At 65.8% G+C, this 22380-nt stretch carries 15 protein-coding genes and 1 pseudogene; 2 read left to right on the top strand and 14 right to left on the bottom strand.

Annotated elements, in window-relative coordinates; translation table 11 throughout:
* Position 1 precedes the first annotated feature (1 nt).
* The 10 genes from F455_RS0116575 to F455_RS0116530 are packed head-to-tail and all read right to left on the bottom strand — an operon-like array spanning position 2 to position 12367.
* Positions 2–826 carry an acyltransferase gene (locus F455_RS0116575; protein ID WP_018974440.1) on the bottom strand — a complete coding sequence of 275 codons (825 nt, stop codon included), beginning with the start codon at positions 824–826 and terminating at the stop codon, positions 2–4.
* A 1-nt stretch (position 827) separates the two neighbouring features.
* Positions 828–2294, bottom strand: coding sequence for an O-antigen ligase family protein (locus F455_RS0116570; RefSeq protein WP_018974439.1), 1467 nt, complete (start codon positions 2292–2294; stop codon positions 828–830).
* Positions 2291–3412 (bottom strand): glycosyltransferase family 4 protein, encoded by a 1122-nt coding sequence (locus F455_RS0116565; RefSeq protein ID WP_018974438.1) that lies wholly within the window; start codon positions 3410–3412, stop codon positions 2291–2293. The genes F455_RS0116570 and F455_RS0116565 overlap by 4 nt, the downstream gene beginning before the upstream one ends.
* Complete coding sequence (locus F455_RS0116560) at positions 3403–4608, bottom strand: glycosyltransferase family 4 protein (RefSeq protein WP_018974437.1); 1206 nt, start codon at positions 4606–4608, stop codon at positions 3403–3405. Before F455_RS0116560 ends, F455_RS0116565 begins: the two co-directional genes overlap by 10 nt.
* A complete protein-coding gene (locus tag F455_RS0116555; RefSeq protein ID WP_018974436.1) occupies positions 4605–5975 on the bottom strand; it encodes a beta-galactosidase in 1371 nt (456 codons plus the stop codon). The genes F455_RS0116560 and F455_RS0116555 overlap by 4 nt, the downstream gene beginning before the upstream one ends.
* The gene (locus F455_RS0116550; protein WP_018974435.1) at positions 5965–7155 is read right to left on the bottom strand and encodes a glycosyltransferase; all 1191 of its coding nucleotides are present in this window, start codon (positions 7153–7155) and stop codon (positions 5965–5967) included. The genes F455_RS0116555 and F455_RS0116550 overlap by 11 nt, the downstream gene beginning before the upstream one ends.
* Positions 7152–9149, bottom strand: a complete 1998-nt coding sequence (locus F455_RS0116545; protein WP_018974434.1) for a GumC family protein — start codon at positions 9147–9149, stop codon at positions 7152–7154. The genes F455_RS0116550 and F455_RS0116545 overlap by 4 nt, the downstream gene beginning before the upstream one ends.
* Positions 9146–9949: a polysaccharide biosynthesis/export family protein gene (locus F455_RS0116540; RefSeq protein ID WP_018974433.1), complete on the bottom strand. Its 804-nt coding sequence runs from the start codon at positions 9947–9949 to the stop codon at positions 9146–9148. Before F455_RS0116540 ends, F455_RS0116545 begins: the two co-directional genes overlap by 4 nt.
* Complete coding sequence (locus F455_RS0116535; protein ID WP_018974432.1) at positions 9946–10869, bottom strand: glycosyltransferase family 2 protein; 924 nt, start codon at positions 10867–10869, stop codon at positions 9946–9948. Before F455_RS0116535 ends, F455_RS0116540 begins: the two co-directional genes overlap by 4 nt.
* A 10-nt stretch (positions 10870–10879) precedes the next feature.
* Complete coding sequence (locus tag F455_RS0116530; RefSeq protein ID WP_157578953.1) at positions 10880–12367, bottom strand: undecaprenyl-phosphate glucose phosphotransferase; 1488 nt, start codon at positions 12365–12367, stop codon at positions 10880–10882.
* Positions 12368–12376: 9 nt separating this feature from the next.
* Here F455_RS0116530 and F455_RS23085 point away from each other — a divergent pair, with 9 nt between their 5' ends.
* Positions 12377–12676 (top strand): hypothetical protein, encoded by a 300-nt coding sequence (locus tag F455_RS23085; RefSeq protein WP_157578951.1) that lies wholly within the window; start codon positions 12377–12379, stop codon positions 12674–12676.
* A 170-nt stretch (positions 12677–12846) separates the two neighbouring features.
* On the opposite strand, the gene F455_RS0116520 is transcribed toward F455_RS23085, so the two are convergent.
* Both F455_RS0116520 and F455_RS0116515 read right to left on the bottom strand, forming a co-directional pair.
* The gene (locus tag F455_RS0116520; RefSeq protein ID WP_018974429.1) at positions 12847–14259 is read right to left on the bottom strand and encodes a DUF1501 domain-containing protein; all 1413 of its coding nucleotides are present in this window, start codon (positions 14257–14259) and stop codon (positions 12847–12849) included.
* Between the two features lie 15 nt (positions 14260–14274).
* Positions 14275–15897: a DUF1800 family protein gene (locus F455_RS0116515; RefSeq protein WP_245540006.1), complete on the bottom strand. Its 1623-nt coding sequence runs from the start codon at positions 15895–15897 to the stop codon at positions 14275–14277.
* A 407-nt stretch (positions 15898–16304) separates the two neighbouring features.
* Between F455_RS0116515 and F455_RS21215 the strand changes: the two genes are divergently transcribed.
* Positions 16305–17072 (top strand): NRDE family protein, encoded by a 768-nt coding sequence (locus F455_RS21215; protein ID WP_018974427.1) that lies wholly within the window; start codon positions 16305–16307, stop codon positions 17070–17072.
* Positions 17073–17783: 711 nt separating this feature from the next.
* Here the strand turns inward: F455_RS21215 and F455_RS23675 are convergent.
* Both F455_RS23675 and F455_RS23670 read right to left on the bottom strand, forming a co-directional pair.
* Positions 17784–19913, bottom strand: coding sequence for a glycosyltransferase (locus F455_RS23675; protein ID WP_425413747.1), 2130 nt, complete (start codon positions 19911–19913; stop codon positions 17784–17786).
* A gap of 597 nt (positions 19914–20510) precedes the next feature.
* Positions 20511–21314, bottom strand: a pseudogene (locus F455_RS23670) (glycosyltransferase family 4 protein); the annotation flags it as partial.
* Between the last annotated feature and the right edge of the window lie 1066 nt (positions 21315–22380).

Here is a 22380-nt window from a genome sequence, read left to right as displayed (position 1 = left end):
GTCAATGGAAAATGTTGAACAGACTTTTGCCGCGGACCTTGTAGTCGAGGTCGCGTGGGCGTTCACCGAGTGCCTTCGCCGCGCTGCCGCCGACGATCTTGTATGGCGCAACATCCTTGCTGACCAGCGTGTTCGCGGTCACTGCGCAGCCGCGGCCGAGGTGCGCGCCGTTGGTGATGATCGCGCGTGTCGCGATCCAGGAGTAATCATCGATCGCGATCGGCGTGCCGACGGCCCAGAACTCCTTCGCGTGCATGTCGTGGCTGCCGGCGATGACGACGACGTAGGAAGCGATTGTCACGTGGTCGCCGATGGTCAGCCCGCAGCGCGCGTCGATCTGGCAGTGCCAGCCGATCGAGCTGTCTTCGCCGATGCTCAGGTTGCCCATGCCGAGCACTTCGGTGTTGCGCCAGATCGTCGAGTTGCGACCGATCTTCGCGCCGCCGAGGCGCAGCCAGGCGAGACGCACGTGGTGGCTCGGAATCTTGTTGATCAAGATGTTGTACCACTGCTCCCAGGCGATCGTGCAGAACGCGCGAAACGTGGCCATGTTGAAACCGGGAATCGGCACGAAACGGCGCATCGGCAACTCGTCGCGCAGGCGCAGGTAGAAGCGCCTCGTCGCCGGATCGTCGATGCGCGGAGTGAGATCGGTCAGCGACAGGTAGACGCGCATGCCGCTGCCGTTCGGCTCTTCGAACAACACCTCGTGTTCGAGCATCCACTGGTAGTGCGTCGACAGCGAAAGCGCGTCGGTACCGAGCTCGAGCGCGTACGTGCCGAGCCGATCGCGCAGGTCGCGCGAATGGAAGATGCGATGCCTCATCTCACGACGCCCTCGCCGCGAGCACGCGCTGCATCGGCGCGCGGCGTTCGACCGTGCCGACCTGCGGCAGCGCGCGCGCGGCCTGCAGGTTGATCCCCATCATCAGCCAGAACAGCGCGATCAGCACCATGGTGAAGCTGTAGTAATGATCGAACAGGCCGGTGACCAGCGCACCGCCGAGGCCGCCGAAGCACGCCAGCCATACCCCGTTGCCGTGATCGACGACGCGCACCGTGCCGCGCGGGCGCACCTCGCGCCACCAGCGCAACAGCACCGCGCAGTACAGCAGCGCGCCGAGCAGGCCGAGCTTGTAGACGTAGTTGAGCCAGAGGTTGGAGATGCCGATCAGGCCGCTGCCCGGCACCGGCGGATCGACCTTGAAGCCGATGCCGAACGGATACGTCGCCATCACGCGCGGGAATTCGCGGTATTCCTGCATGCGCACTTCGGTGCTCTCGTTCTTCGCCGAGAACGTCTGCGACAGGCGTGACTGCACGGCGGGGTAAAAGCTGACCAGCGCCGCGCCGAATACCGCGGCGGCGATCAGGGTTTTGCGCGTGCCGGGCACACGCAGCACGGCGAATATGCCGAGGACCGCGACGACGCTGAGCAGCGCGCCGCGCGAGCCGGTCAGGACGATGCCGACCAGGCCCATCAGCGCGACCGACGCGCCGAGCCAGCGTCGCCAGCCGCGATGCACGCCGGCGTAGTACATGGCCAGCGGCAAAAACATGACGATTTCGCCCGCGCTGAGGTTCGGATGCAGCCAGGTCGTGCCGAGGCGCACCTGCAAAGCCTTGAACAGATGCTGGGTCAGTTCCGGGTGCGCGTACTTGAGCGCGTCGAGCACGGGGATGATGTCGGTGGCGACGTTGTTGCGCAGGAACAGGGTCAGCGACAACCCGAGCATCGCGAAGTTGCCGAGCAGCAGCGCGGTGATCACCGCATCGCGCTTGCGCTCGCTGTCGATCACGAGCGGCACGAGGAAAATGCACGACACGTCGATCAGCCAGCGCGCCCAGTTGACGATGCCGCTCGGAGTCCCGGCGTTGCTGCTGCTGATGACCGGAGCGCCGATCGTGATCGGCGGATGCGGGTCGATGTAGATCATCCATTCGCCGACGATGAACGGCAGCGCGCTGAACAGCATCAGGTAAATCACCATGCGTTCGGTCGGGCCGAATGCGGGCAGGCGGCGGCCGAGCAGGAACTGCCAGGCGATGCCGAGCCAGATGAAGACGAGGATCGCCTCCGACGCGGTCGTGCGCAGACCGATCTGCACGGTCATGAACGGCACGAACGTCGCCGCGAATCCGAACAGGACCAGGCCGAATATCGGCCAGCGCAGGATCGCGATGAGGATGACCGCGCCGGCCAGCAGCGTGACGAACTGGCCCGGCGTCTGGAACAGCAGCAAGCCCGCGAACGCCACCGCGCAGATGACCGCAATGACGGCTTCAAGCTTCATGCGGCAAGTTCGTGCAGCAAGTTGTTGAGGCGTTGCGCATACGGCTCGGGACCGAAGTGCTCGGCCCATTCACGCCAACGTTCGGGTTCGCGCGCCGGCGGTTTCGCGGCGAGCTCGAGAATCAGCGCGGCGACTTCCTCGTGGTCCTCCGGATCGAAACGCACCGCGCCGGGCGGCGTCACCTCGTCGAGCGCGCTGCCGTGCGCGACCGCGACCGGCGTGCCGTTGCGCAGCGCCTCGACCACGGGCAAGCCGAATCCTTCCGCATAAGCGGGATGCCAGAAGCATTCCGCGCGCGCATACAGCGCCTGCAGCGAATGGTCGTCGAGGCGATTGACGAAGCGCACGCCGGGCGTATGCCGGTGGCGTTCGGCGAGATCCTCGGGCGAACCGACGATGACGACTTCGGGGAACTCGGTGCCGTTGACCGCATGCGCACGCGCGTTGGCGAGGCAGTCGAGAAAGAACGTCGTGTTCTTGCGCGGTTCCCAGGTGCCGACGAGCAGCCAGTAGCGGCCTTCCGGCAACGCTGCGGCGAGCTCGGGCGGCGGTGCCGCGCCGTTGTGGAAGCTCACGCAATTCGGCAGCACGCGCAGCTTGGCGGAGTGCTCGGGGAACAGGCGCGCGACTTCGCTTGCGGTGTAGCGCGACGGCGTCCAGATCGCGTCGGCGACCTTGACCGAATGGCCGATCGCGAAGCGGTCGAGGTTGCGATAGGCGAGCGCGGTCATCCACGAGCGATGGCGGTTGTCGAGGGTGAGCTGGAACACGTCGTGCAGCAGCAGCGCATAGCGCGCGTTGGCGGGCTTGTGTCCGAGCGGCAGGCCGGCGTTCGCCGTGGCGATATACAGATCGAGGCCCAGGTCGGCGACTTCGGCCGGCAGAAACTGCGATTCGAAACGCCAGCGCGGCAGCGGCCGGTGCAGGCGATACACCGGGATGGCCGAGTCGGGGCAGTGCGCTATGTCGCGATGCGGATGGCCGGGCGGACAGGCGCTGAACAGCTCCAGCGTCGTCTGTGGGCGCGCGCGCAGCACCTCCTCCATCGCCAGCACCTGGCGGCCGATGCCGGAGTAGGGCGATATGGTAACGGGGCGGTAATCGATTCCTATGCGCATGATTTCAGGGTTTGGTGGACTTGTTCGAGTTGGTTCGCCGCGTGCTCCCACGAGTGGTGCTCGCGCACATAGCGGCGGCCGGCGGCGCCAATGCGCTGCGCAAGTTCGCGCGACTGCAGCAGGTCGATCGTCCCTGCGGCGAGTTGATTCGCACTTTCGCCGGCAAGGTAATGTTCGTGATCGTGCACGCCGAGACCGGACACGCCCTGCGCGGTCGACACCAGCGGCAGGCCGGCGGCGAGCGCCTCGAGCACCTTGAGCTTGGAGCCGCCGCCTTGCCGCAGCGGCGCGAGGAACACGCTCGACTCGCGCTGCACCGTGCGCAGGTCGGCGACGAAACCGCGCCATTCGATGCGTGGATCGGGCCAGCGCCGTTCCCATTCGGCAGGCAGTTTGTAGCCGCATACGGCGAAGCGCGCTTGCGGTAGCGCCTGCCAGACGCGCGGCAGGATTTCGTCGAGCGCGAACGCCACCGCCTCGAGGTTCGGCGCGTATTCGAAATTGCCGACGAAGAGCACGCGCTGGCTGGCGTGATCCGGTTGCAGGCCTAGCGCGGCGCGCGTGTCGGCGCCGTTGACGACGAGGTGCGCCCTGCGCCCGCTGATCGCACGAAAGCTCTCGGCATCGCCCTCGGTAAGCGCGATCACTTCGGTCGCGTTGACGAGTGCGTTGCGCTCCCAGCGGCGGTAGCGCTCGCGGTCGATGCGTGCGAGCGGACGCAGCAGCGGCGGCAGGCGCTGGTAGGTCGCCGCGGAGAGGCCCGATTCGAGATTGTGCTCGGACAGCACGAACGCCTGCCCGCGCCGCGCGAGCGCGGCGATATACGGTTCGAGCGCGTAGCTGTGTTCGATCTGCACGATATCCCAGGGTTCGTCGAGCAGCGCCTCGAAGCGCGCTTCGAGATCGGGCGCGAAACCGTTGACGCAGACGAGCAGCGGATAGCGCGAGAACAGGACGCTGGTCAGCGTGCGCGGATGCTTGAGCGGGCGCCGTGGCAGCACGATCAGGCGCTCGACCAGCGGCGCGAGCTGATTGCGCGCCTCGTCGTCAAGCAGCGTCTTCGATTGCACGAGCAGGGTGATGCGGTAGCCGCGATCGGCGAGGCAGCGCAGCAGGTGGAACTGGCGCAGTTTGCCGCCGCTCGTCGTCGGCCACGGCAGATACGGCATCGCCCAGAGCATGCGCGGAGCTTTCATGGCGTCCACTCCAGCATCGCGAGGCGAGACGTCACCGGCACATGCAGCGCGCCGTCGTTCGCGGCGACCAGTTCCTTGTGCGTGTCGGCGAGCGGGTCGTGCAGCGTCGCGCGAGGAATCTGCGTCAGCTTCACTTCGCCCGCGTCCGCGGCCCAGAACATGAGCAGGCGGTGGCCGTCGGCGCGCGTCCAGGCGATGCCGATCAGGCCCGAAGGCACATCAGTGAATGCGGGCGTATCGGCCGGTTCGAGGCGCGGGCCGGTGATCGCGAGGAAGCGCTGCAGCGCGAGATACGCCGGCTTCGGCTGTGCGGCGAGGTCGAGCAGGCCGTAGCTGCGATCGCGCACCGAGGCGCGCTGGTCGAGGTCGGACAGGGTGAACAGAAACACGCGATCGAAGTCGAGTGCGCTCGTCAGCGCGACCCGGCGCAGGAGGAAATCGGCCTGACCGTCGCTGCCGATGATCGGCTGCTCTTCCTTTGGTCCGGCGTAGCTCGACCAACCCCACTCGTCGGCCCAAATCTGCTTCACGCCGAGCGTGCGCAGGTGCGCATTGAGCTTGTTCGACTTGTCGAGGAACTCGCGCGAGGTCGGTTTGTTGCCTTCGGGGTAGAGCGTGTATGGGTGATAGGCGACGACCGGAGGATCGATCTGCGGCAGCGTCGAGTTCGCCTGCGCGGCCAGCGCGCGCGCTGCGATCGCATCGATCATCGAGCCGCCGAGCACGCCCATCTCGCCGAAGTAGGCGAAGCCGCCGAGCACGACGGGTTTGTCCGGCACGGCCGAGCGCAGTGCTTTCGCGCTGGCGAGGAACAGGCGCGCATAGCCGTCGGGATCCTCGTGCGGGCGCCAGAAGCCCGGCAGGTTCGGCTCGTTCCACACCTGCCAAGCGGCGACGCTCGGATAGCGCTGCGCGAGTCCGGCCAGCGTGCGCGCATATTCGTCGTCGTCGCGCGGCGGATACTGGTCGCGGAATTCGCGTGCGCTCGCCGGCGCGGTCGTGGCGAAGCTCGCCGAACCGACCAGATAGACCTCGGGCTGTAAACCATCGTCGCGCATCGCGTCCACGATCGGATCGAGCACGTCGTAGCGGAACTTGCCCGGCTCAGGCTCGAGCAGTTCCCACTGCAGGCCGAGGCGCACCCACGACAGGCCGAGCGCGTGCAATGCCTGCATCTGGCGTTTGTATACTTCTGGCGGAAACCAGTGGAACTGCGCGTTGACGCCGAGGAAGTCGTTCCACACCACCGCGCGCGGCGCCTTGAGCGCAAGCGGCGGCAACGGTTGCGACTGGCAGGCCGCAACAAGAAGAAGCGCACCGGCAGCGAACAGCAGCACGGTCCGGCGGATGCTGGTTTCACGCCGCATGCAATTCCTCCTCGGCGAGGGTTTCGAACAGTTCGTGGAAACGGCGCGCGATCACCGGCCAGGTGCGTTGCCGCGACAGCCGCTGCGCGTGCGCGGCCCAGTCGGCGGCGAGGAACGGCTCGTCGAGCAGGCGCGTGATCGCGGCGGCGAGCGCGGCGACATCGCCTTCGCGGAAGACGACGCCGTTGCCGTGGCCGACTTCCTCGGCGAATGCGCGCGCGCTCGAGGCGATCGCGCCGCGGCCGCAGGCGATCGCCCAGGCGAGTGCGCCGCTGGTGCCGCGCACGCGGCCGAGCAGACGCAGCTTGCGCGACTCGCGGTACGGCAACACCATCGCGTGGTGCGCCTGCACGAGCGCAGGAATTTCTGATGCGTCGATATCGATCTGCCAGTCGACGATTTCCTCGAGGCCATGCCTCCAGATGAGTTTGCGCAGCTGATCGAGATAGCTCGCGTCGCGGCCGAAGGTCAGCTCGGGTGCGGTGCCACCGGCCAGGGTGAGGCGCAGGCTCGCCGCGCGTGCATCGCGTGCGCGCAGCAGCGCGAACGCGGCGATCAAATCCTCGATGCCCTTGCCCGGATAGATGAAACCGAAGTAGAGCAGGCGCAGTGCACCCGCGGGCAGCGGCGCCGGCGCGATGACCGGATGACCGTGTGCGATCACCGCGACGCGCTCGTGCGGCAACTGCATGCGCGCGCACAGCGCCTGCGCGCCGGTGTCGGTCAGCGCGACGATGCGGGCGAGGCCGTGGGCGAGGCGGCGCTCCTGTGCGAGCGTGGCCGGATCGCCGAGCACGCTCGCGAGCTTGGCCATCGGTTGCGGCAGGCGCTGCGTCCACGCGAGCGCAGGCGGCAATTTCGCCGCGCGCCAGATCAGGCGTTCGGGATCGTGCGCGGTCGCGGTCAGCGGCAATGAGGGCTTCAGCTGGCGCAGCAATTCGAGCGCGATGAATTCGCGCACGCGGCCACCGCCGAGTTCGGCGTGGGCGAGTTCGACGCCGCGCCAGCTCAGCGTTTCCAAGCGTGCGCGGATCGCGGCCGGATCCGCGGTGACGGGCATTCCGGCGAACGGGCGCAATACTTCGATCCCTTCGCCTTCGAGTGCGCTCGCGAAATTCGCGGCGTAGTCAGCGATGCCGTTCTGCTCGGGCGGCAGCGGTGCGAGCAGGACGATCTTCATGGCGAGGTCAGCCGCAGCAGCTGGCTGGAGCGGTCCATCAACGACTGCGGAATCTCGAAGTAGCGGCGGTTGAGGACGATGCCGCAGACATTGTCGAATGCCTGGCTAAGCGAACGCAGCGTTTCTTCGACCACCGGTATCGTCGTTGCGCGCGCCTGCACGACGACCACGATGCGGTCGGCGTATTGCAGTTCGTCGAAACCGATATCGTCCTTGAGCACGCCGGAGGCCTCGACAATGGCGACTTCGCCCGGATTCGCGCGACGCTTGCTCGTGATGCGCGTGTTGTAGCCCTGGCCCTGGGCGAAGTTGGCGATGCCTAGCGCGATGAAATGCACGCCTTCGCCGGGATTCGCCGAGGCGATGCCGATGGTCAGACCTCGCGTGGCTATGTCGTCGCTCGGCAACTGCCGCCAGATGCGGTGCAGCGCGGAGCGCAGCGGCAGGCCCTGCTTGGCGCGGCCGTTGAGTTCGGGGACCACGCCGAGCAGCGGCAGGCCGAAACGCTCGGTGACGCCGCCGCCGTCGTGGATGCGCTGGTCGAGCAGGCGGCAGAGGAAGACCGCGAACAAGCCAACTGCGATGCCGGCCGGTAGCGCGAAGAGCAGCATCGTCGTCGTCTTCGGGAACACGCGAGCGGCGACGAAGGTTGGCGGCTCGACTACGGCGACGTTGCTCAGACGGTTGGCGTTGAGGTCGCGCTGCACGCGCGCGTGCATGAGGAACTCGCTGGTCAGCCCGTAGGCTTTCTCGGCGGTGTTCAACTGCAGGCCGAGGCGCGAGAGTTCGGGTTCGATCGTCAGCACGTGGTCGCGGTCGGACTGCAGCGCGGCGATCTGCTTGTCGATCGCATCGAGCTGCGCGGTGAGATGTGCCTGCTGCGTTTCGCCGTCCTGGATGTCGCCCTTGAGCTTGAGCGCGAGTGCGTTCGGCGCGAGGTTCTGCGAGCTCTGCACCTGCTTGGCCAGCGAGTCGATCTCGGTGCGCATCGAAGCGATCGCCGCGTCGAGCGACTTCACCTTGGGTGCGTTTTCGTCGTAGGTACGCAACAGGTCGAGGCGCTGGGTCTGCATCGTGTTGAGCTTGGCCTGCATGTCCTGCTGGATCGGATTGAGGCTGATCGCGCGACCGGTGACGATCTCGGCCGGCATTGACGGCAGGCGCTGCTGCGCCGAGGCGATCGCGGCTTCGACCGCAACCTTCTGCGCGAGCGCGTCCTGGCGCCCCTTGTACAGGCGCTGCAACTGGTCGGCGGTGCTGTCGAGCTTCTGCTGCAGGCTGGCCGCGTTGAGGTCGTTGAGCTTGGTGTGCAGCTCCTGCTTGAGCGTGAGCACTTCCTTGCCGAGTTGCTCGCTCTGGTTTTCGTAGAAGCGCGACAGCTCGGCGCCGCCGGCAGCCTGCGCGCGTGCGTCGAAATAGGCGTCGACCCAGTGCTTGAGGATCTGCTGCGCCTCGGTCGGATCGTTCCAGGTCAGGTCGAGTTCCATGACGTCGGCGCCCGACTCATGGCTGACCTTGAGCGCCTTGGCGAGACCGGAGGCGAGTTTTTCCTGCGGCGTTTGCCGATCGATGATGCCGACGAAGGCGAGCGTCGCGTCGAAGCCGTCCTTGATCGCGCCGGTGAACACGCGCACCTTGGCCTTGATCCGTTTCCACAGGCTGCCGTCGCTGGCGTGTTCGAGGTCCTCGCGATAGGCATCGGCGACCTTGTTGATCACCGGCGCGCTGGTCAGGATCTGTTCCTCGTCGAGGATCGGGTCGCGCAACGTCGCAGGCTGGATGAAGTTCGGCTCGCGCATCACCTGCATCGGCACGCGCACCTGGTCGCCCTTCTCGAGGTTGACGAACAGGCGCGAGGTCGAGGTGAAGCGCGAAGGCAGGAACAGCGCGCCGAGCACGATCAGGATCATCGTGGCCAGCGCGGTCAGCACGAATGCGCGCTTGAAGATGAAAAGCAGACGCAGAAGGTCACGAAAGCTGCGGATCTCGATCATTTCACACCTCCCACCTGCTGCACGGGCACGCTGGTGTTGTTCAATTGATAGTTCGCGCTGACGCCGATGCCGTGGAAGAACGGAATCAACTGGGTCACGTAGAGATCCATGCTGTCGACGAGTTCGCCGATGCGCGACTTCGGCACGAACAGAATGTCGCCGCGCTGCAGGGCGATCGGCTGGCGGCCGCCGCCGTCGCCGGGTTGGAGCAGGTTCGCATAGTCGAAGAAATAGACCTGGTAGCGGCGCTTGTCGTCGAGGCGCACGAGCGCGACGTGGTGCGGATCCGCGCCCGAAAGCAATCCGCCGGAGGCGACGATTGCCTGCTCGGCCGTAGCGATCCCGGCGAGATCGAAACTCGCATTCGGCGTGCGCACCGCGCCGCCGACCATGACGCGGTTGCCGGGCGACTCGGCGATGTTCACCGTCACCCGCGGCTCCTTGTAGATGCCGGTCATGCGTTTGCCGAGGTCGTCGGCGATTTCCTCGGGCGTGCGCCCGGCAGCGTCGACCTTGCCGACTTCGGGATAGGAGAAGCTGCCGTCGCTGCGCACGGTGAACTGGGTCAGCGGCACCTCCTCGGGCCGCAGTGGCAGTTGCGAATCGCGCACGATGCGCAAGCTGTCGCCCGCATATACGCGCACGACCGCGGGTGGCAGTTGGTCGGACGATCTGGTGTCGATCTCGTGGGCCTTGGCTGTGCTGTCGCCGGGTGGGCGGATCGCGCCCGGCGTCGTGCACGCACCGAGCGTGAGTGCGAGGCTCGCAACAAGGCAGCCGGTGAGGTATTGGCGGTTCATGCGGAGTTCTCCTCCCAGTAACGGGGAAACATGCTGATGCGCCGTTTCAGCGCGGATGGCAGATGTGATTCGAAGAAGCCGAGCTTGTAGCCGGCGAGCTTGAGTGCGCTGCGCCACACCACTTCGATGCCGCGCCAGCGCTGGCCGGCGGCAGCGAGTGCGTCGACCTGGTCGCGGACGAAGCGCAGGCCTTCGCCGCCGGCATGGCCGAACGCTTCGGCGATCCACGACTCACGCCGGTAGAACGTGCCGATGTCGAAGTAGCGGCGCATTTCCTCGATCGGCGTGTACTCGTGCGAGTGATGTACCTGCGCGTCAGCGGCGTAGTGAACGGCGTAGTCTTTGAGCAGCATGCGCGCGGCGACCCAGGCGTCCTCGCTGCCGATCACGTCTTCGGGAAAGCCGCCGACCGCGAAGAGTGCGTCACGCCGATAGGCGGCGAACGCATCCGAGCTGAAGCAGGTCTTGATGCCGAGTTCGCGCGCGTCGCTGCGGCGCTTGATGCGGCTCTGTGGCGGATAGTTGAAGCTGCGTCCCGCGGCGCTGAGCAGGCTCGCGCCCGGATGCGGCAACTGGCGACCGTAGGCAACGCCGATGTCGGGCGCGGCGAACAGCGCGTCGTGAAGACGGCGCAGCGCGTCGCGGTCGGCAGGCACTGCGTCCTGGGTCATGTAGATCAGCACGTCGGCTTGGGTCAGCGTGCTCGCCCAGCGGCGCGTGCCGCCGTGATTGAAGCGCGCGGCATCGATCGCGACGACGCGTGCGCCGTATGTGCGCCAGCGTGCGGGCGAGTCGTCGCTCGAAGCACTGTCGACGACCAGCACCTCGTCGGGCTGCAGGCTCTGCGCCGCGAGCGCAGGCAGCAGGCGCGCGAGATGATCGGCGCCGTTTCTGTTCGGGATGATGAGTGCGCTGCGCATGCCAGGGTCCTCAGTAGGCGGCGCGCGCGGAAACGATCGCGGGGATCGTGCGCACGAGGATGTAGAGATCGAGCCAAACCGACCAGCGCTCGATGTATTCGAGGTCGTATTCGACGCGGCGGTGGATCTTGTGCAGCGTGTCGGTCTCGCCCCTGTAACCGTTTACCTGAGCGAGCCCGGTAATCCCGGGCTTGACCCGATGGCGCGCGGCGTATTCGGCCACGGCGTCCTCGAACAACACGTTCGCGGCCTTGGTCGCGCTTGCGTGCGGGCGCGGGCCGACCATCGACATGCTGCCGAGGAATACGTTGAACAGCTGCGGCAACTCATCGAGGCTGGTCTTGCGGATGAAGCGTCCGACCTTGGTGATGCGCGCATCGTCGCGCGTGGTCTGCTGCGCGGCATTGGCGTCGCGCAGGTGGTGGTACATCGAACGGAACTTGAACACTTCGATCAGGTGCTCGTTGTAGCCGTAGCGCTTCTGCCGGAACAGCACCGGGCCCGGCGACTCGAGCTTGATCGCAATCGCGACGGCGATCATCACCGGCGCCAACAGCAGCAGGCATAGCGTCGAAAGGACGATGTCCTCGGCGCGCTTGAGCAGCGGCGACCACCCTTGTAACGGGCGCTGCGAGAGATTCGCCATCGGCAACTCGGCGACCTGCGAGATGCGCGGCTGCGCATGGTGGAACGAGCCGAGGTCGGGCGCGAGCAGCACGTCCACCGGCATGCGCTTGAAGCGGTCGACGACCTCCTTGATGCGCTCTTCCTCGCTTGCAGGCAGAGCGACGATGACCTGCTCGACACGTTCGTCTCGCACCATGCCCTCGAGCCGATCGGTATCGCCGATCAGGTTCAACGCCTGGTTGTCGAGCAGCGCCGCATGCGAGGGTTCGTCATCGATGAAGCCGACGACGCCGGCGCGGATATCTTCGTTCTGTTCGATGTGTTCGGCGACGCGCAGGCCGTTCTCGTTGCAGCCGTAGATCACCGCGCGTTGCAGGTATTTGCCGCGTGCCATGAAATGATCGTTTACGCCGAGTATCGCGGCGCGCGCGAGCAGGAACAGCAGCACCGTCGCGGCGAACCAGGCGACGAGGTATTGCCCCGGAATCGGGAACGCGTTGAGGGTGAGGTTCTGCGCCACGAGCACGAGACCGAAGGTCGCGCTCAAGGCGAAGAAGGTCTTGCGCACGAGCAGGCGCTTGGAGAAGATTTCCTCGGAGTAGATGCCGAACGACTGGAACACGAGCACCGTGATCGCGCCGAATAGCATAGCCATCAGGCGTGGATGCAACAGATAGCGTGCTTCCTCGTGCGTCCCCTTCAGCACCATCAGAGTGACGAGGCAGGGCAGCGCGGCAAGCAGCCCGTGCAGCAGCTTGGTCAGGGTGACCGCGTAGGCGACCGCACCAAGGCGGAAGTCTGCGCTGAAGAGCTTCCCACTCGTTGCCGGACTACCGCCGGCCTTGCTGGACAAGGTCCTGGTTGAGCTCATCGAGCCTCCTTGATCGGCGTGGCCTGGAAGTCCGCCACGCTTGAGAAGGAAGCCGGTTTTTGGGTCAGATCAGCCCGGGGGAGGGAAATTCAAAGAACACCAGAAACCAACTTCGGCGAAACCCGGGCATCGATGCCCCGGCCATTTTTGGTTCTCGGTTCCCTGTATGACGAACGCTCGGAGCAGGTCATGCGCGAGGTCGAAATTCGTCACTTCATCGCAGTGAGAATCTGCGAAAAAAACTTGAACAAATCGGGGGTCGAAACGATGCTGCTGCTGTGCTCCTCGTTAGCGGAAAGTGTGCGCTGATGCACGATTGATGCTGCGGTGCAGAAGGATCATGCCATTGATTTTCCTGATTTTCCTGAACGTGTCCTGTCGTAAACACCCGTTTGAACGTTAAAAAGCGCGCGCACGCCGAAGGCCGCCACGCGCCGGAAAGCGCGTAGCGGCGGGCGATAGCGGCGAGGAGTTTTTTGTTAAACGAAGCCCAGATTCGGACTGGAAAAATTTTTCAGAAATGGGAACACGTTGGCAATGTCACACGACTGCATCCCGAGCCACGCGGCGAGCGTGGCTGAGTACTGATCACTCGACACAGTCGGGATCGTTTGTCCGCGTGCGAGGCAGTCGGGGCCGTTCAAAGTCTGATTCGGAAACAGCGTGCCGCTGGCACCCGGTGCGCCGTACAATTTTCCACCGCGCACCGCGCCGCCCATGACGAACTGGACGCCGCCCCAGGCGTGGTCGGTGCCGCCGCCGTTCGAGTTCAGCGTGCGCCCGAATTCGGATTGGGTGAACGTGGTGACCGCGCCGGGAATGCCGAGGTCGTTCGCCGTGCACTGGTAGAACGCGCCGAGCGCCTGCGAGAGTTGCGTGAACAGCGCCGGTTGGTCTGCGAGTTGATCGTGGTGCGTGTCGAAGCCGCCCATGGTCACGAAGAAGATCTGCCGCTTCACCTTGAGCGCGCCGCGTACCGAGATGATGCGCGCGATCATTTTCAATGCGTCCGCGAGCGGGTTGTTCGCCGGAAATGGTGCGTTGATGGCGGGGCCGGTGGCAAGCGCGGTCGACAGCGTCGCGGCGTAGTCGATCGCATTGTTGAGCACGGCGTTATAGCTGCGCGTGAGCGGATCGGGATAGGTGTTGGCCAGCATCTGTGCGATCGCATTGGCCGCCGCTGCGCCCGAAGCGCCGTCGTAGCCGACCGGACCGACCACGCCGCCGCCGGAAACGCAGTATGGCTGTACCTGCACGCCGGTCTGGAAGCGGTTGGTGCCGCTCAGTGAAATCGACATCGGCAGGGTCGCGCCGGGATTGAGCACGGCGAGCCGGTCGGCGGCGAGACCGCCCCAGCCGGTGATGCCGTGCGACGCCGGCTGGCCGTATTGCCACTGGCCCTGCTGGTCGAGATGCGAGAACAACAGTGGCGGCAGCGGATAGCCCGCCGTGAGGTATTGGCTCTTCGTCGTCGGCTGGCGCAAGGTGCCGACATTGACGATGAAGGCACCCTTGCCGGCATTGAACAACGAGCCCATTTCGTTGCAATTCGGATGCAGACCGTAGGTTTCACCGCTGGCCGCGCCCTGCACCGCGAGCGGCAGCAGTGATCCGCGCGCAACGGCGAGGCTGCCGCGTGCGTTGCCGTAGGTCGTGTAACGCGTCGTGTCGCTCGGAATGAGCATGTTGTACGAGTCGTTGCCGCCGGCGAGATAGACGCAGACGAGCGCCTTGTAGTCGCTGACCGCCGAGTAGCTGGAGCAGGACGCGGCGAGCGCCGAATTGACGAGGCCGAACTGGCCGTAGAGGGCGCCCCCGCCGATGCCGGCAAGGCAGGAGGAAGCGGCCGCGCGCAGGAAGTCGCGGCGCGAGCGCGAATGGGAAGTGGTCATGGTGGGAATTCCGGGCTATTTCTGTACGGCGAATTCGGGCGAGACAAGTACGACCTTGAGCAGGTCACGCACACGTATTTGCGCGGACAGGAAGGAGTACGAGGCCTTGTCGTTGAGCATGCCGATGAGTGCATTGCGTGCGACGCTGCTCATGCTTCCGTAGAGCAGATCGTGATTGACCTGGTCGACCAGATTCGCCGCGTTGCCCGCGATCGCGGTCAACGGCGAGATGTCGATGAGCAGTGCGTTCGCGGCGTTGCTCGGATTGCCGACGTAGGTCTGCGCGCGCGCGGTGAGATCGTTGGCGATGGTCATGATTGTGCTCTCGGTGAGCACCTGCAGCTCCGGCGCGTACTGGCCGCTTGCCGCGAGTTCGCCGGGCGGACGGTAGTCGGGTTGGTAGAAGTTGAACACCGAGTTCGCGCCGTAAGGATGCTCGGTGTAGTAGTTCTCCGGGTGCGATGCCATGTACTTTCCGGTCTGCGTCGCCGGCGCGTAGTAGCGCCACAATGCAGTCAGGCGCAGCAGCGGCTCGCGCAGCTTGCCGAAGGTATATCCCGGATATTGCGTCGGGATCGTGCCGGTCAGCGCTTCGGTGTCGAGCAGGATTGCCTGCGCGACTTGGCCGAGGTCGCCTCCGCTCGCGCTGAACACCGCGCTGACGCGCGCGATATAGGCCGGCGTCGGATTGCTCGTGGTCAGACGCTGGATCAACTGGCGCGAGATGAACGGTGCGACGTTGGGATGGGACGTAATCGCCTTGAGCGCGGCGGCGAGATCGTTCTCGCAGCTCGTGCCCGCGGGCAGCGTCGGCGCGTCGGAGGTGGCACCGTAGTTGCCGCTCGGGCTGATCAGGGTCTTGGCGCCGCTGTCGTGATAGGCGGCATAGCAGACCAACGGCTGGTAGTTCGCCGGCGCCCAGTTGCCGCTGCTCGGATCGGTACCGAATCCGCTCTGATAACTCCAGCCGGTGAACACGCGCGCGTTGGCGGCAACCGTAGCCTCGGTATAGGTCGGAATCTCGGCGCCATTGGCGTCGAGTTTCGGCGAGAAGTCGGCGTTGCGCAGGATCAGGCCGACCGAGAACAACTGCATCAGTTCGCGCCCGTAGTTTTCGTCGGGCGAGGTACCGAGAAGCGGGTCGCCCTTGCGGTTGCTGGTGTAGCTGAGCATCTTGCCCATCGCCGGGCTGCGCGTGACGTCGTAGATCAGATTGTAGTAACTCGCCGGGTGCGACACGCCTGCGGCGTCGGTATAGGTGGCGACGTCGCGCGCGAGCGTATCCGCGTACTCCGCGATCGCGACCGGATCCTGGTCCAGATTGCCGGCGCGGTCGGATACGACGAGGATCTGGCTCATCGTCCAGGCGAGGCGCTGGCGCAGCTGATCCGGCGCAGTGACCATCGTGCGGAAGGAAACTTCGAGGCGGTCGATCTGGCCCGGATTGGTCACGTAGGCGTCGAGCTTTTCGACCGCTGGGCGTTGCAGGGTCGGCGGCAGCGCGAGCTGGCGGCGGATCCATTCCGCGTAACCGAGTGCGCGCAGGCTGGCGATGTCTGCGGGAGTCGGTCCGAACGTGGCCATGGTCAGGAAACGCGCGGCTTCGGCGTCGCTGGCCGGAGCGCTGTTCAATGCCACTATCGCTGCGCGCTGCGGCGCGGACATCTCGTTCTGGGGCCGCTCGCCCCTTGCCGCGGTGGCGGGGCCGAAGAACAAAACCGAGACGCAGGCAAGCGCAACCCGGGCCAGGTTGGCTGAGAAAGAAGCTTGTGGATTCAAAAGAGGAACTCCGAGGGAATGCGCCGAACTCCACGGCGATTGCCCTTGTAACTACTAGGGTGCGTCAATTACTTTTGATTCGCGTTGCGCGAAATGCACCCCTGCCATGTTTCGCGATCGTAAAATATGCGTTAAGGAACCGTTCGGTCAAGTGATCTTCATCACAGATCAAGAAAATATTTTTCAGTCTATCGTTTTGATCCTGAACGGATTTTTGCCAATGTGATGTTAAGCGAGAGCTTCGCTCGTCTCTCTTCCGGATTTCCATGTGCCTGTTGCTGCTCGCCCTTAATGTCGTCGCCGATCGCCCCTGGCTCCTGCTTGGCAACCGCGACGAGTTCCACGCGCGGCCGACGGCGCCGGCTCGCGAATGGGCTGATGCATCCGGCGTATTCGGCGGGCGCGATCTTGTGGCCGGAGGTTCGTGGCTCGCGGTTAACTGCAACGGCCGCTACGCCGCCGTCACTAACGTGCGTCGGCCCGGCGCATCGCCGGCACCGCGTTCGCGTGGCGCGCTGGTCGGCGAGTTCGTCACTGGTGCCGCGATGCCGGCGGCGTATGCCGCGACTGTTGCGCGCGAATGCGCAGAATACGGGCCGTTCAACCTCGTCGTCGGCGACGGCGGCGGCGCCTATTTCGTCAGCAGCATCGACGCCAGCGTGCGTCGGCTCGGCGACGGCGTGCACGCCTTCAGCAACGGTTCGCTCGAAGACGAATGGCCGAAGATGCGGCGCCTGCAGGCTAATTTTTCCACTCTGCTGCAAAATGGAAAAGTGGAAGATTCCACATTTCTCGATCTGCTCTTCGACGATACGCGCCCCGCCGACGTGGACTTGCCCGACACCGGCATCGGCCTCGAACTCGAACGTCGCCTTGCATCGATCTTCGTCATGCCGATGACCGCGCACGGTGAAGCCTATGGCACGCGCGCGAGCACGCTCGCCTATGCGCGAGCGGACGGCGGTTCCGTCCTGCGCGAGCGGCGCTACGCTGCGGATGCGCAGGTGACGGGGGAGTCTTCGCTCGAGTTTTGAGTTTTGCTCGTTATTCCTGTGTAGTTCACTTTTGCTTTTTGACCTTGGATTTTTAAAGCAAGGACTTCCGCTCGTCCAGCGGACGAGCGGCCTACTTTCTCTACTCGTGCAGAGAAAGTAGGCAAAGAGACACGCCCCAGAGCATTGCGCCCGACGCGCATCCTGCGCGTCGGGTACGCGTCAGCGGCCGGGTTCCGCTAATTGCACGTCCCTGTGCAATAGCGGAATGCGCGCGATCCTCGCGCGCCCCCTGCGGGCGTTTCCGCCCGCTGCCGCCGCAATGCAATGGGGACCCGGGAGAGCGAAGCAGCGCGCTCCTGCGCGCAGAAGCAAGGCAACGGAAAAGCAAAGGCGTCGCACGCCGTTGCTTTTGATCTGGCTGTTGATCTTCGGGTCCCCGTTTGCCGCGGCGAGGGCAGGACGGAAATGCCTGAAAGGTCGCGCGCACGATGCGCGCGAGTTCGTTGCTTGGACAGGGAAGTTCAATCAACGAACCCCGGCCTGACCTCGCGAACTGCCGCAGGCAGCGCGGCATCCGGGGTGTGTTCTCTTTGGTCACTTTCTCTTGCACAAGCAAGAGAAAGTGACCCGCGCGCTGGACGCGCGCGGAAAAACGAATGGACGCGATTACAAGAAATCAAGCGCAAAACAAGCATCGAGTTTGCGTCCCCTCTTACTCCGTCGCGGGGACTATGAGAGAGCGCCAGCGTGTCAAGCCGGCAGTATCGCTCTCAGCGCCGCTCGTGCCGCATCGAACGAGAAGTGGGAACTCACGTTGACGAGCCCATTCGCCGACAAGGTGTTCCACAGCGTTTCGTCGGCGTAGAGGCGCAGGATCGCGGCGGCGAAGTCGGCAGGCGTGTCGGCGACGAGGACGTCGCTGCCGGCGTTGACGTGCATGCCTTCAACCGCGGTCGTCGTCGCGACCACGGGCAGGCCGTAGCTCATCGCCATGTTGACCTTGCCCTTGACACCCGCGCCGACGCGCAGCGGCGCGATCGAGATGCGGCAGCCGTCCATGAACGGCGCGAGGTCGGCGACGTAGCCATGCACGATCACACCGTCGACCGCCAGCTTGGCGATCGAATCCGGTGCGCCGGCACCGATGACGTGCAGGTCGATCTTCGCCTGCGCGCGCAGCAGCGGGAACACCTCGCGCACGAACCAGAGCACCGCATCGACGTTCGGCGGGTGCTGGAAACTGCCGACGAAGACGATGCCCTCGCGCGCGGCGAACTCACGCCGGCAGCCGTAGATCTCGTGCACGTTGCTCAATACCGCGACCGGCACGCCAGGCGCCTCGCGCGCGAGCAGGGTCTTTTCCGTTTCGCTGACGACGAGGGTGAGGTCGCATTCGTCCATCATGCGCAGTTCGCTCGCCCGCGTCGCCGCGGCCTGGCGCGCGAGCTCGGCGCTGCCTTCGATCTGCGCCGTGCGCTGCTCGCGCAGATAGTGCAGGTCGACGGTGTCGAAGATCATTTTCGCGCGCCGTGCATACAGGTAGACGAGGTCGAGATATTTCTCGGCGACGTAGTGGCGCGAGAGCACGACGACGTCGAGTTCGGGCCCGTTCGTGCGCAGCCATGCGCCTGCATCGGCAACGAACGGGTGGTAGAGCGCTTCGACACCGAGCGCTTGCAGCGCCTCGGTATAGCGCCCGTCATGGGCGTGATTCTCGGGCAGGAAACTGACTCGATAGCCGAGTTCGCGCAGCAGGCGTATGAGGTTGGTCATGCGCAGCGAACCCGAATCCTGGTCCGGCCGCGGCGTGTACGAATCGATGATCAGCACGCGCCGCGCATCGCGGAAGTTCGCTGCTGCGGCGGCGTGCTTGGCATTGTCGATCGGCGCCGGCTGCAGGGTGAGCGCCGCCTTCCACTTGTCGAGGAATTTTTCGCGGTTGACGACCTGGTACTGCTTGATGCCGCTGCCGACATCGGTGCCCGAGGTGACGCCCTCGAAATGGACGACGACCGAGCGCGGCTCGTAGAAAACCTTCTTGCCGGCAGCGCGCACGGCGAAGGCGAGATCGGTGTCTTCGTAGTAGGCCGGTGCGTAGCGCGAGTCGAAGCCGCCGAGCTCGTTGAAGAATTCGCGCCGCAGCATGATCGCCGCGCCGGAGCAGTAGTCGGCTTCGCGGCGGAATTCGTAGCGCGGATCGCCGGGGTTGTCGAAGCGGCCGTAGTTCCAGCCCGAACCGTCGCGGAAGACGATGCCGCCGGCTTCCTGCAGGCGCCCATCCGGATAGACGAGTTTGGCGCCGACGAGGCCGGCATCGGTTTCCTCGGCAAAGCAGGCGACCAGCGCTTCGAGCCAGCCACGGGTGACGACGGTGTCGTTGTTGAGGAACAGCACGTACTCGCCGCTTGCCATTGCGGCTCCCGCATTGCAGGAGCCGATGAAGCCGAGGTTGCGCTCGTTGCGCAGAGCGCGGATGCCGTCGATCTGCGCTAGCTGCGCCGGTGTCGCATCGCTGGAGCCGTCGTCGACGACGATCACCTCGAACGCCGTGGCGCCCGCGCGCTCGGCAAGCGAACGCAGGCAGGCGACTGTGTATTCGACCTTGTTGTAGACCGGAATGACGATACTCACCAGCGGCCGTGCCGAGGTGGGTACGGCGAAGGTTTCCAGTGGCGCATCGGTCGCGGTCGGTGCGGCCGGCGTGTCGACGATCGGCGCGGGCACCGGCGCGCCGCGCTTGCGCGCCAGTTCGTCGCCGATGCGGCGGAACGTGCCGAGCAGTCCGCGTCGCGCGAGGCTGCCGCGCGTGCGTATGCCCGCGCTGCGTACGCGCTTGAGCTGGAAGGCGATGCGGGTGCGCGTATCTCGCAGTTTGCGCATCACGAAGCGCAGCGGGCGGGTGACGCGCCATGACGTGCTCGCGAACATTTCCTGAACCTGATTGTTGAGTTGCAGCGCCCAGCGCGTGCGCTCGTCTAAGTCGCCTTGCAGCTGAATGTGTGCGTTGCTGAGCCGGGCGTATTCGTCGCGTGCTTCCTGCAACTGGCGGTCGAGTTCCAGTGCCCATTGCGTGCGCTCTTCCAATGCGCTTTGCGCAGCTCTCTCGCGTGCCGCGGCTTGGCGCGCCCACTTCGTGCGTTCGCCGATTGTTCGTTCGCGTTCGGCGATGACCTTTCGACCATGGCTTACTTCACGTTCGAGGTCGATTGCCCATTCGGCCCGCTGCGACAGCTCTTTTTGTTGCTGCGCAATTTCATCGCGCAGCCTGGCACTGAGTCGCTGCGCGTCGCCGAGCAGGCCGGTGCGAGTCTGCGCCGCGAGCGCATCCGGGGTCGGCAGCGATACCGGCGTCGCTGCCGTCCTCGCAGGCGCCTGAGGCAGCAGTTGGGCATAGTCCGCGGCCATCTGCGCGAGATTGCGGGGCAAGACGCTGGCGAGTGCCGTGCGTGCCGCCGCGATCGCCGCGGGATTTCGCGCGAGCCGCTCGACGCAGCTGGCGACCGCCTCGGCCTGCGGCTCGACCAGCCAGCCGCTCGCTCCCTCTTCGATGCGCTCCGCGAGCGCACCGAGCCGGGTAGCGATGACCGGAATGCCGAGGCTCGCCAGTTCCGACAGCGTATAACTGAAGGTTTCAGCGACGGTGGGCAGCAGCAGCGCCGCATCCGGCCGGATGCGTGCGAGCAGGGCCGGCAATTCCTCGCGTCGGTAGTTGAGCACGACGTGCACGTTCGCTTCGCCGAAGAACTGTTCGCCCTCGGCGCCGGCGCCGAGCAGGAAGATCTCGGCATGCTCGCGCAGCATCGGCAGCGCAGCGCGCAGCAGTTCCGCGCCCTTGCCGCGACGCACGCGACCGGGCACGACCAGGCGTAGGCGGTCGCGTTCGGGTGGCGCCGGCGTCGGCACCGGCGCATCCGCCGGCCATGAGGCGATGCCATGTGCAATCACGCTTGCGACCAGCGGCGCGAAGCGCGGTTCGATGCGCAACAGGTTGGCCAGCGCCGACCGGCTCGGCGCGACGATGTGCGCCTTCGCGGCGAGCACGGTAGCGACGTAGGCATCGCGCAGGCTGCGCCAGTAGTCCGCGTCGCGCTCGGCGAATTCAAAATCCGCGCGCGAGTTACGCAGGTCGGCGACGAGTTGGGCATCGTCGAAGGCGAGACCCGCGTCGCCGAAGTCGCGATGCAGGATCGGCCACAGCGGATAGTAGTCGTGGGTGACGATCACGGTCGGCAGGCCGGTGCGCAGCGCATCCAGGCTGTGCCCGATCAGCGAGGACACCATCACCGCATCGACGTGGAAATCGCCCAGCAGCGCGTCGAGGAACGCTTTGTACGTCGCGTCGCCGAGCGTGGTGCTGCGGATCGGATCGGGCAGCACGAGGCTGCGCAGCGCTGGCGTGGAAAACGTGCCGTCGACGAGATCAAGCGATTCGCCATAGCATCGGCGCTGAGAATTGCCTCGCGCGCACAGAACGAGATGGTGTCTTGCCGAGTCGATTCCTGCGAGATCGCGCACGAAACGCTCGGCACCACCGCCCCAGCCGTGTAGCACGTGCAGCACGACGGGCTTGCCGTCGAGGCCGAAGTAGGGTGGCAGCGGGTCGCGTCCGGGTTGCGCGTTCCTTGCCAGCGCCGCGGATACCTTTTCGCGCAGTTCGCCGAGAGGCGAGGGTGGCTCCGCATCGCCGCCGGGCGGCAGCGGCGCCGGTCCGCGCAGCGCACGCGCGGGGTCGGCGACATAGAGATGGTCGAGGACCACGCCGCGCAGTGGCGCCAGCGTTTGCGGCAAAGTATACGACTGTACTTTTTCCGCGCCGGCCTGGCGCAGGCGTGCGCCGTTCCAGGCGCTCAGCAGCGGCGACCAGGCCGAAGCCGCGATCGCGCGGCCGCGGCCGTAGGCATGGCAGCACGCGTCGACAGCCGCAGCATCGGCAGCGCTGTGCAGGCCGGTCGTCAGCGGCGATCGGCCTGGATCGACGTTATCGAGCGGAGAGGCCACGAGCACATCGTCGGCGCTGATCGCGCGCATAATGCGGACGAACCAGTGCGGCGGCAACACGACATTCGCGCGCAGCAGAACCAGATCCTCGCCCGGCCACGCACTCGCGGCGGCGCGCAGAACGGCCGCGGCATCATCGCTCGCTCTGCCCGCCGCGGCTCCGGCCTGCGCGCGCGAGGCGCCGAAAAGCTCGAGCTCCGCGTCGGCGATGTCCTTGCGCAGGCGTGCCAACCATTCCGTGCTTGCGGGCTGCGCGCCGAACACGCACAGGCGCAGTCGGTGGGTGGATTTGGATTCGGTCAAAGCAAAGTCCGTTGCATGCTGGGGGCCGCGGAATCGGCGCGCATGG

Origin of the sequence: Rudaea cellulosilytica DSM 22992 (genome assembly GCF_000378125.1) — a bacterium.
GTDB classification, from domain to species: Bacteria; Pseudomonadota; Gammaproteobacteria; order Xanthomonadales; family Rhodanobacteraceae; genus Rudaea; species Rudaea cellulosilytica.
Note: the sequence above shows the minus strand (reverse complement) of the source record. Positions and strands in the feature narration are given on the sequence as shown.

Bases quoted from the DNA above. Each gene is read 5' to 3' on its own strand.
- F455_RS0116575 (WP_018974440.1), bottom strand. From the start codon at position 826: ATGAGGCATCGCATCTTCCATTCGCGCGACCTGCGCGATCGGCTCGGC.
- F455_RS0116570 (WP_018974439.1), bottom strand. From the start codon at position 2,294: ATGAAGCTTGAAGCCGTCATTGCGGTCATCTGCGCGGTGGCGTTCGCG.
- F455_RS0116565 (WP_018974438.1), bottom strand. From the start codon at position 3,412: ATGCGCATAGGAATCGATTACCGCCCCGTTACCATATCGCCCTACTCC.
- F455_RS0116560 (WP_018974437.1), bottom strand. From the start codon at position 4,608: ATGAAAGCTCCGCGCATGCTCTGGGCGATGCCGTATCTGCCGTGGCCG.
- F455_RS0116555 (WP_018974436.1), bottom strand. From the start codon at position 5,975: ATGCGGCGTGAAACCAGCATCCGCCGGACCGTGCTGCTGTTCGCTGCC.
- F455_RS0116550 (WP_018974435.1), bottom strand. From the start codon at position 7,155: ATGAAGATCGTCCTGCTCGCACCGCTGCCGCCCGAGCAGAACGGCATC.
- F455_RS0116545 (WP_018974434.1), bottom strand. From the start codon at position 9,149: ATGATCGAGATCCGCAGCTTTCGTGACCTTCTGCGTCTGCTTTTCATC.
- F455_RS0116540 (WP_018974433.1), bottom strand. From the start codon at position 9,949: ATGAACCGCCAATACCTCACCGGCTGCCTTGTTGCGAGCCTCGCACTC.
- F455_RS0116535 (WP_018974432.1), bottom strand. From the start codon at position 10,869: ATGCGCAGCGCACTCATCATCCCGAACAGAAACGGCGCCGATCATCTC.
- F455_RS0116530 (WP_157578953.1), bottom strand. From the start codon at position 12,367: ATGAGCTCAACCAGGACCTTGTCCAGCAAGGCCGGCGGTAGTCCGGCA.
- F455_RS0116520 (WP_018974429.1), bottom strand. From the start codon at position 14,259: ATGACCACTTCCCATTCGCGCTCGCGCCGCGACTTCCTGCGCGCGGCC.
- F455_RS21215 (WP_018974427.1), top strand. From the start codon at position 16,305: ATGTGCCTGTTGCTGCTCGCCCTTAATGTCGTCGCCGATCGCCCCTGG.
- F455_RS23675 (WP_425413747.1), bottom strand. From the start codon at position 19,913: ATGCGCAAACTGCGAGATACGCGCACCCGCATCGCCTTCCAGCTCAAG.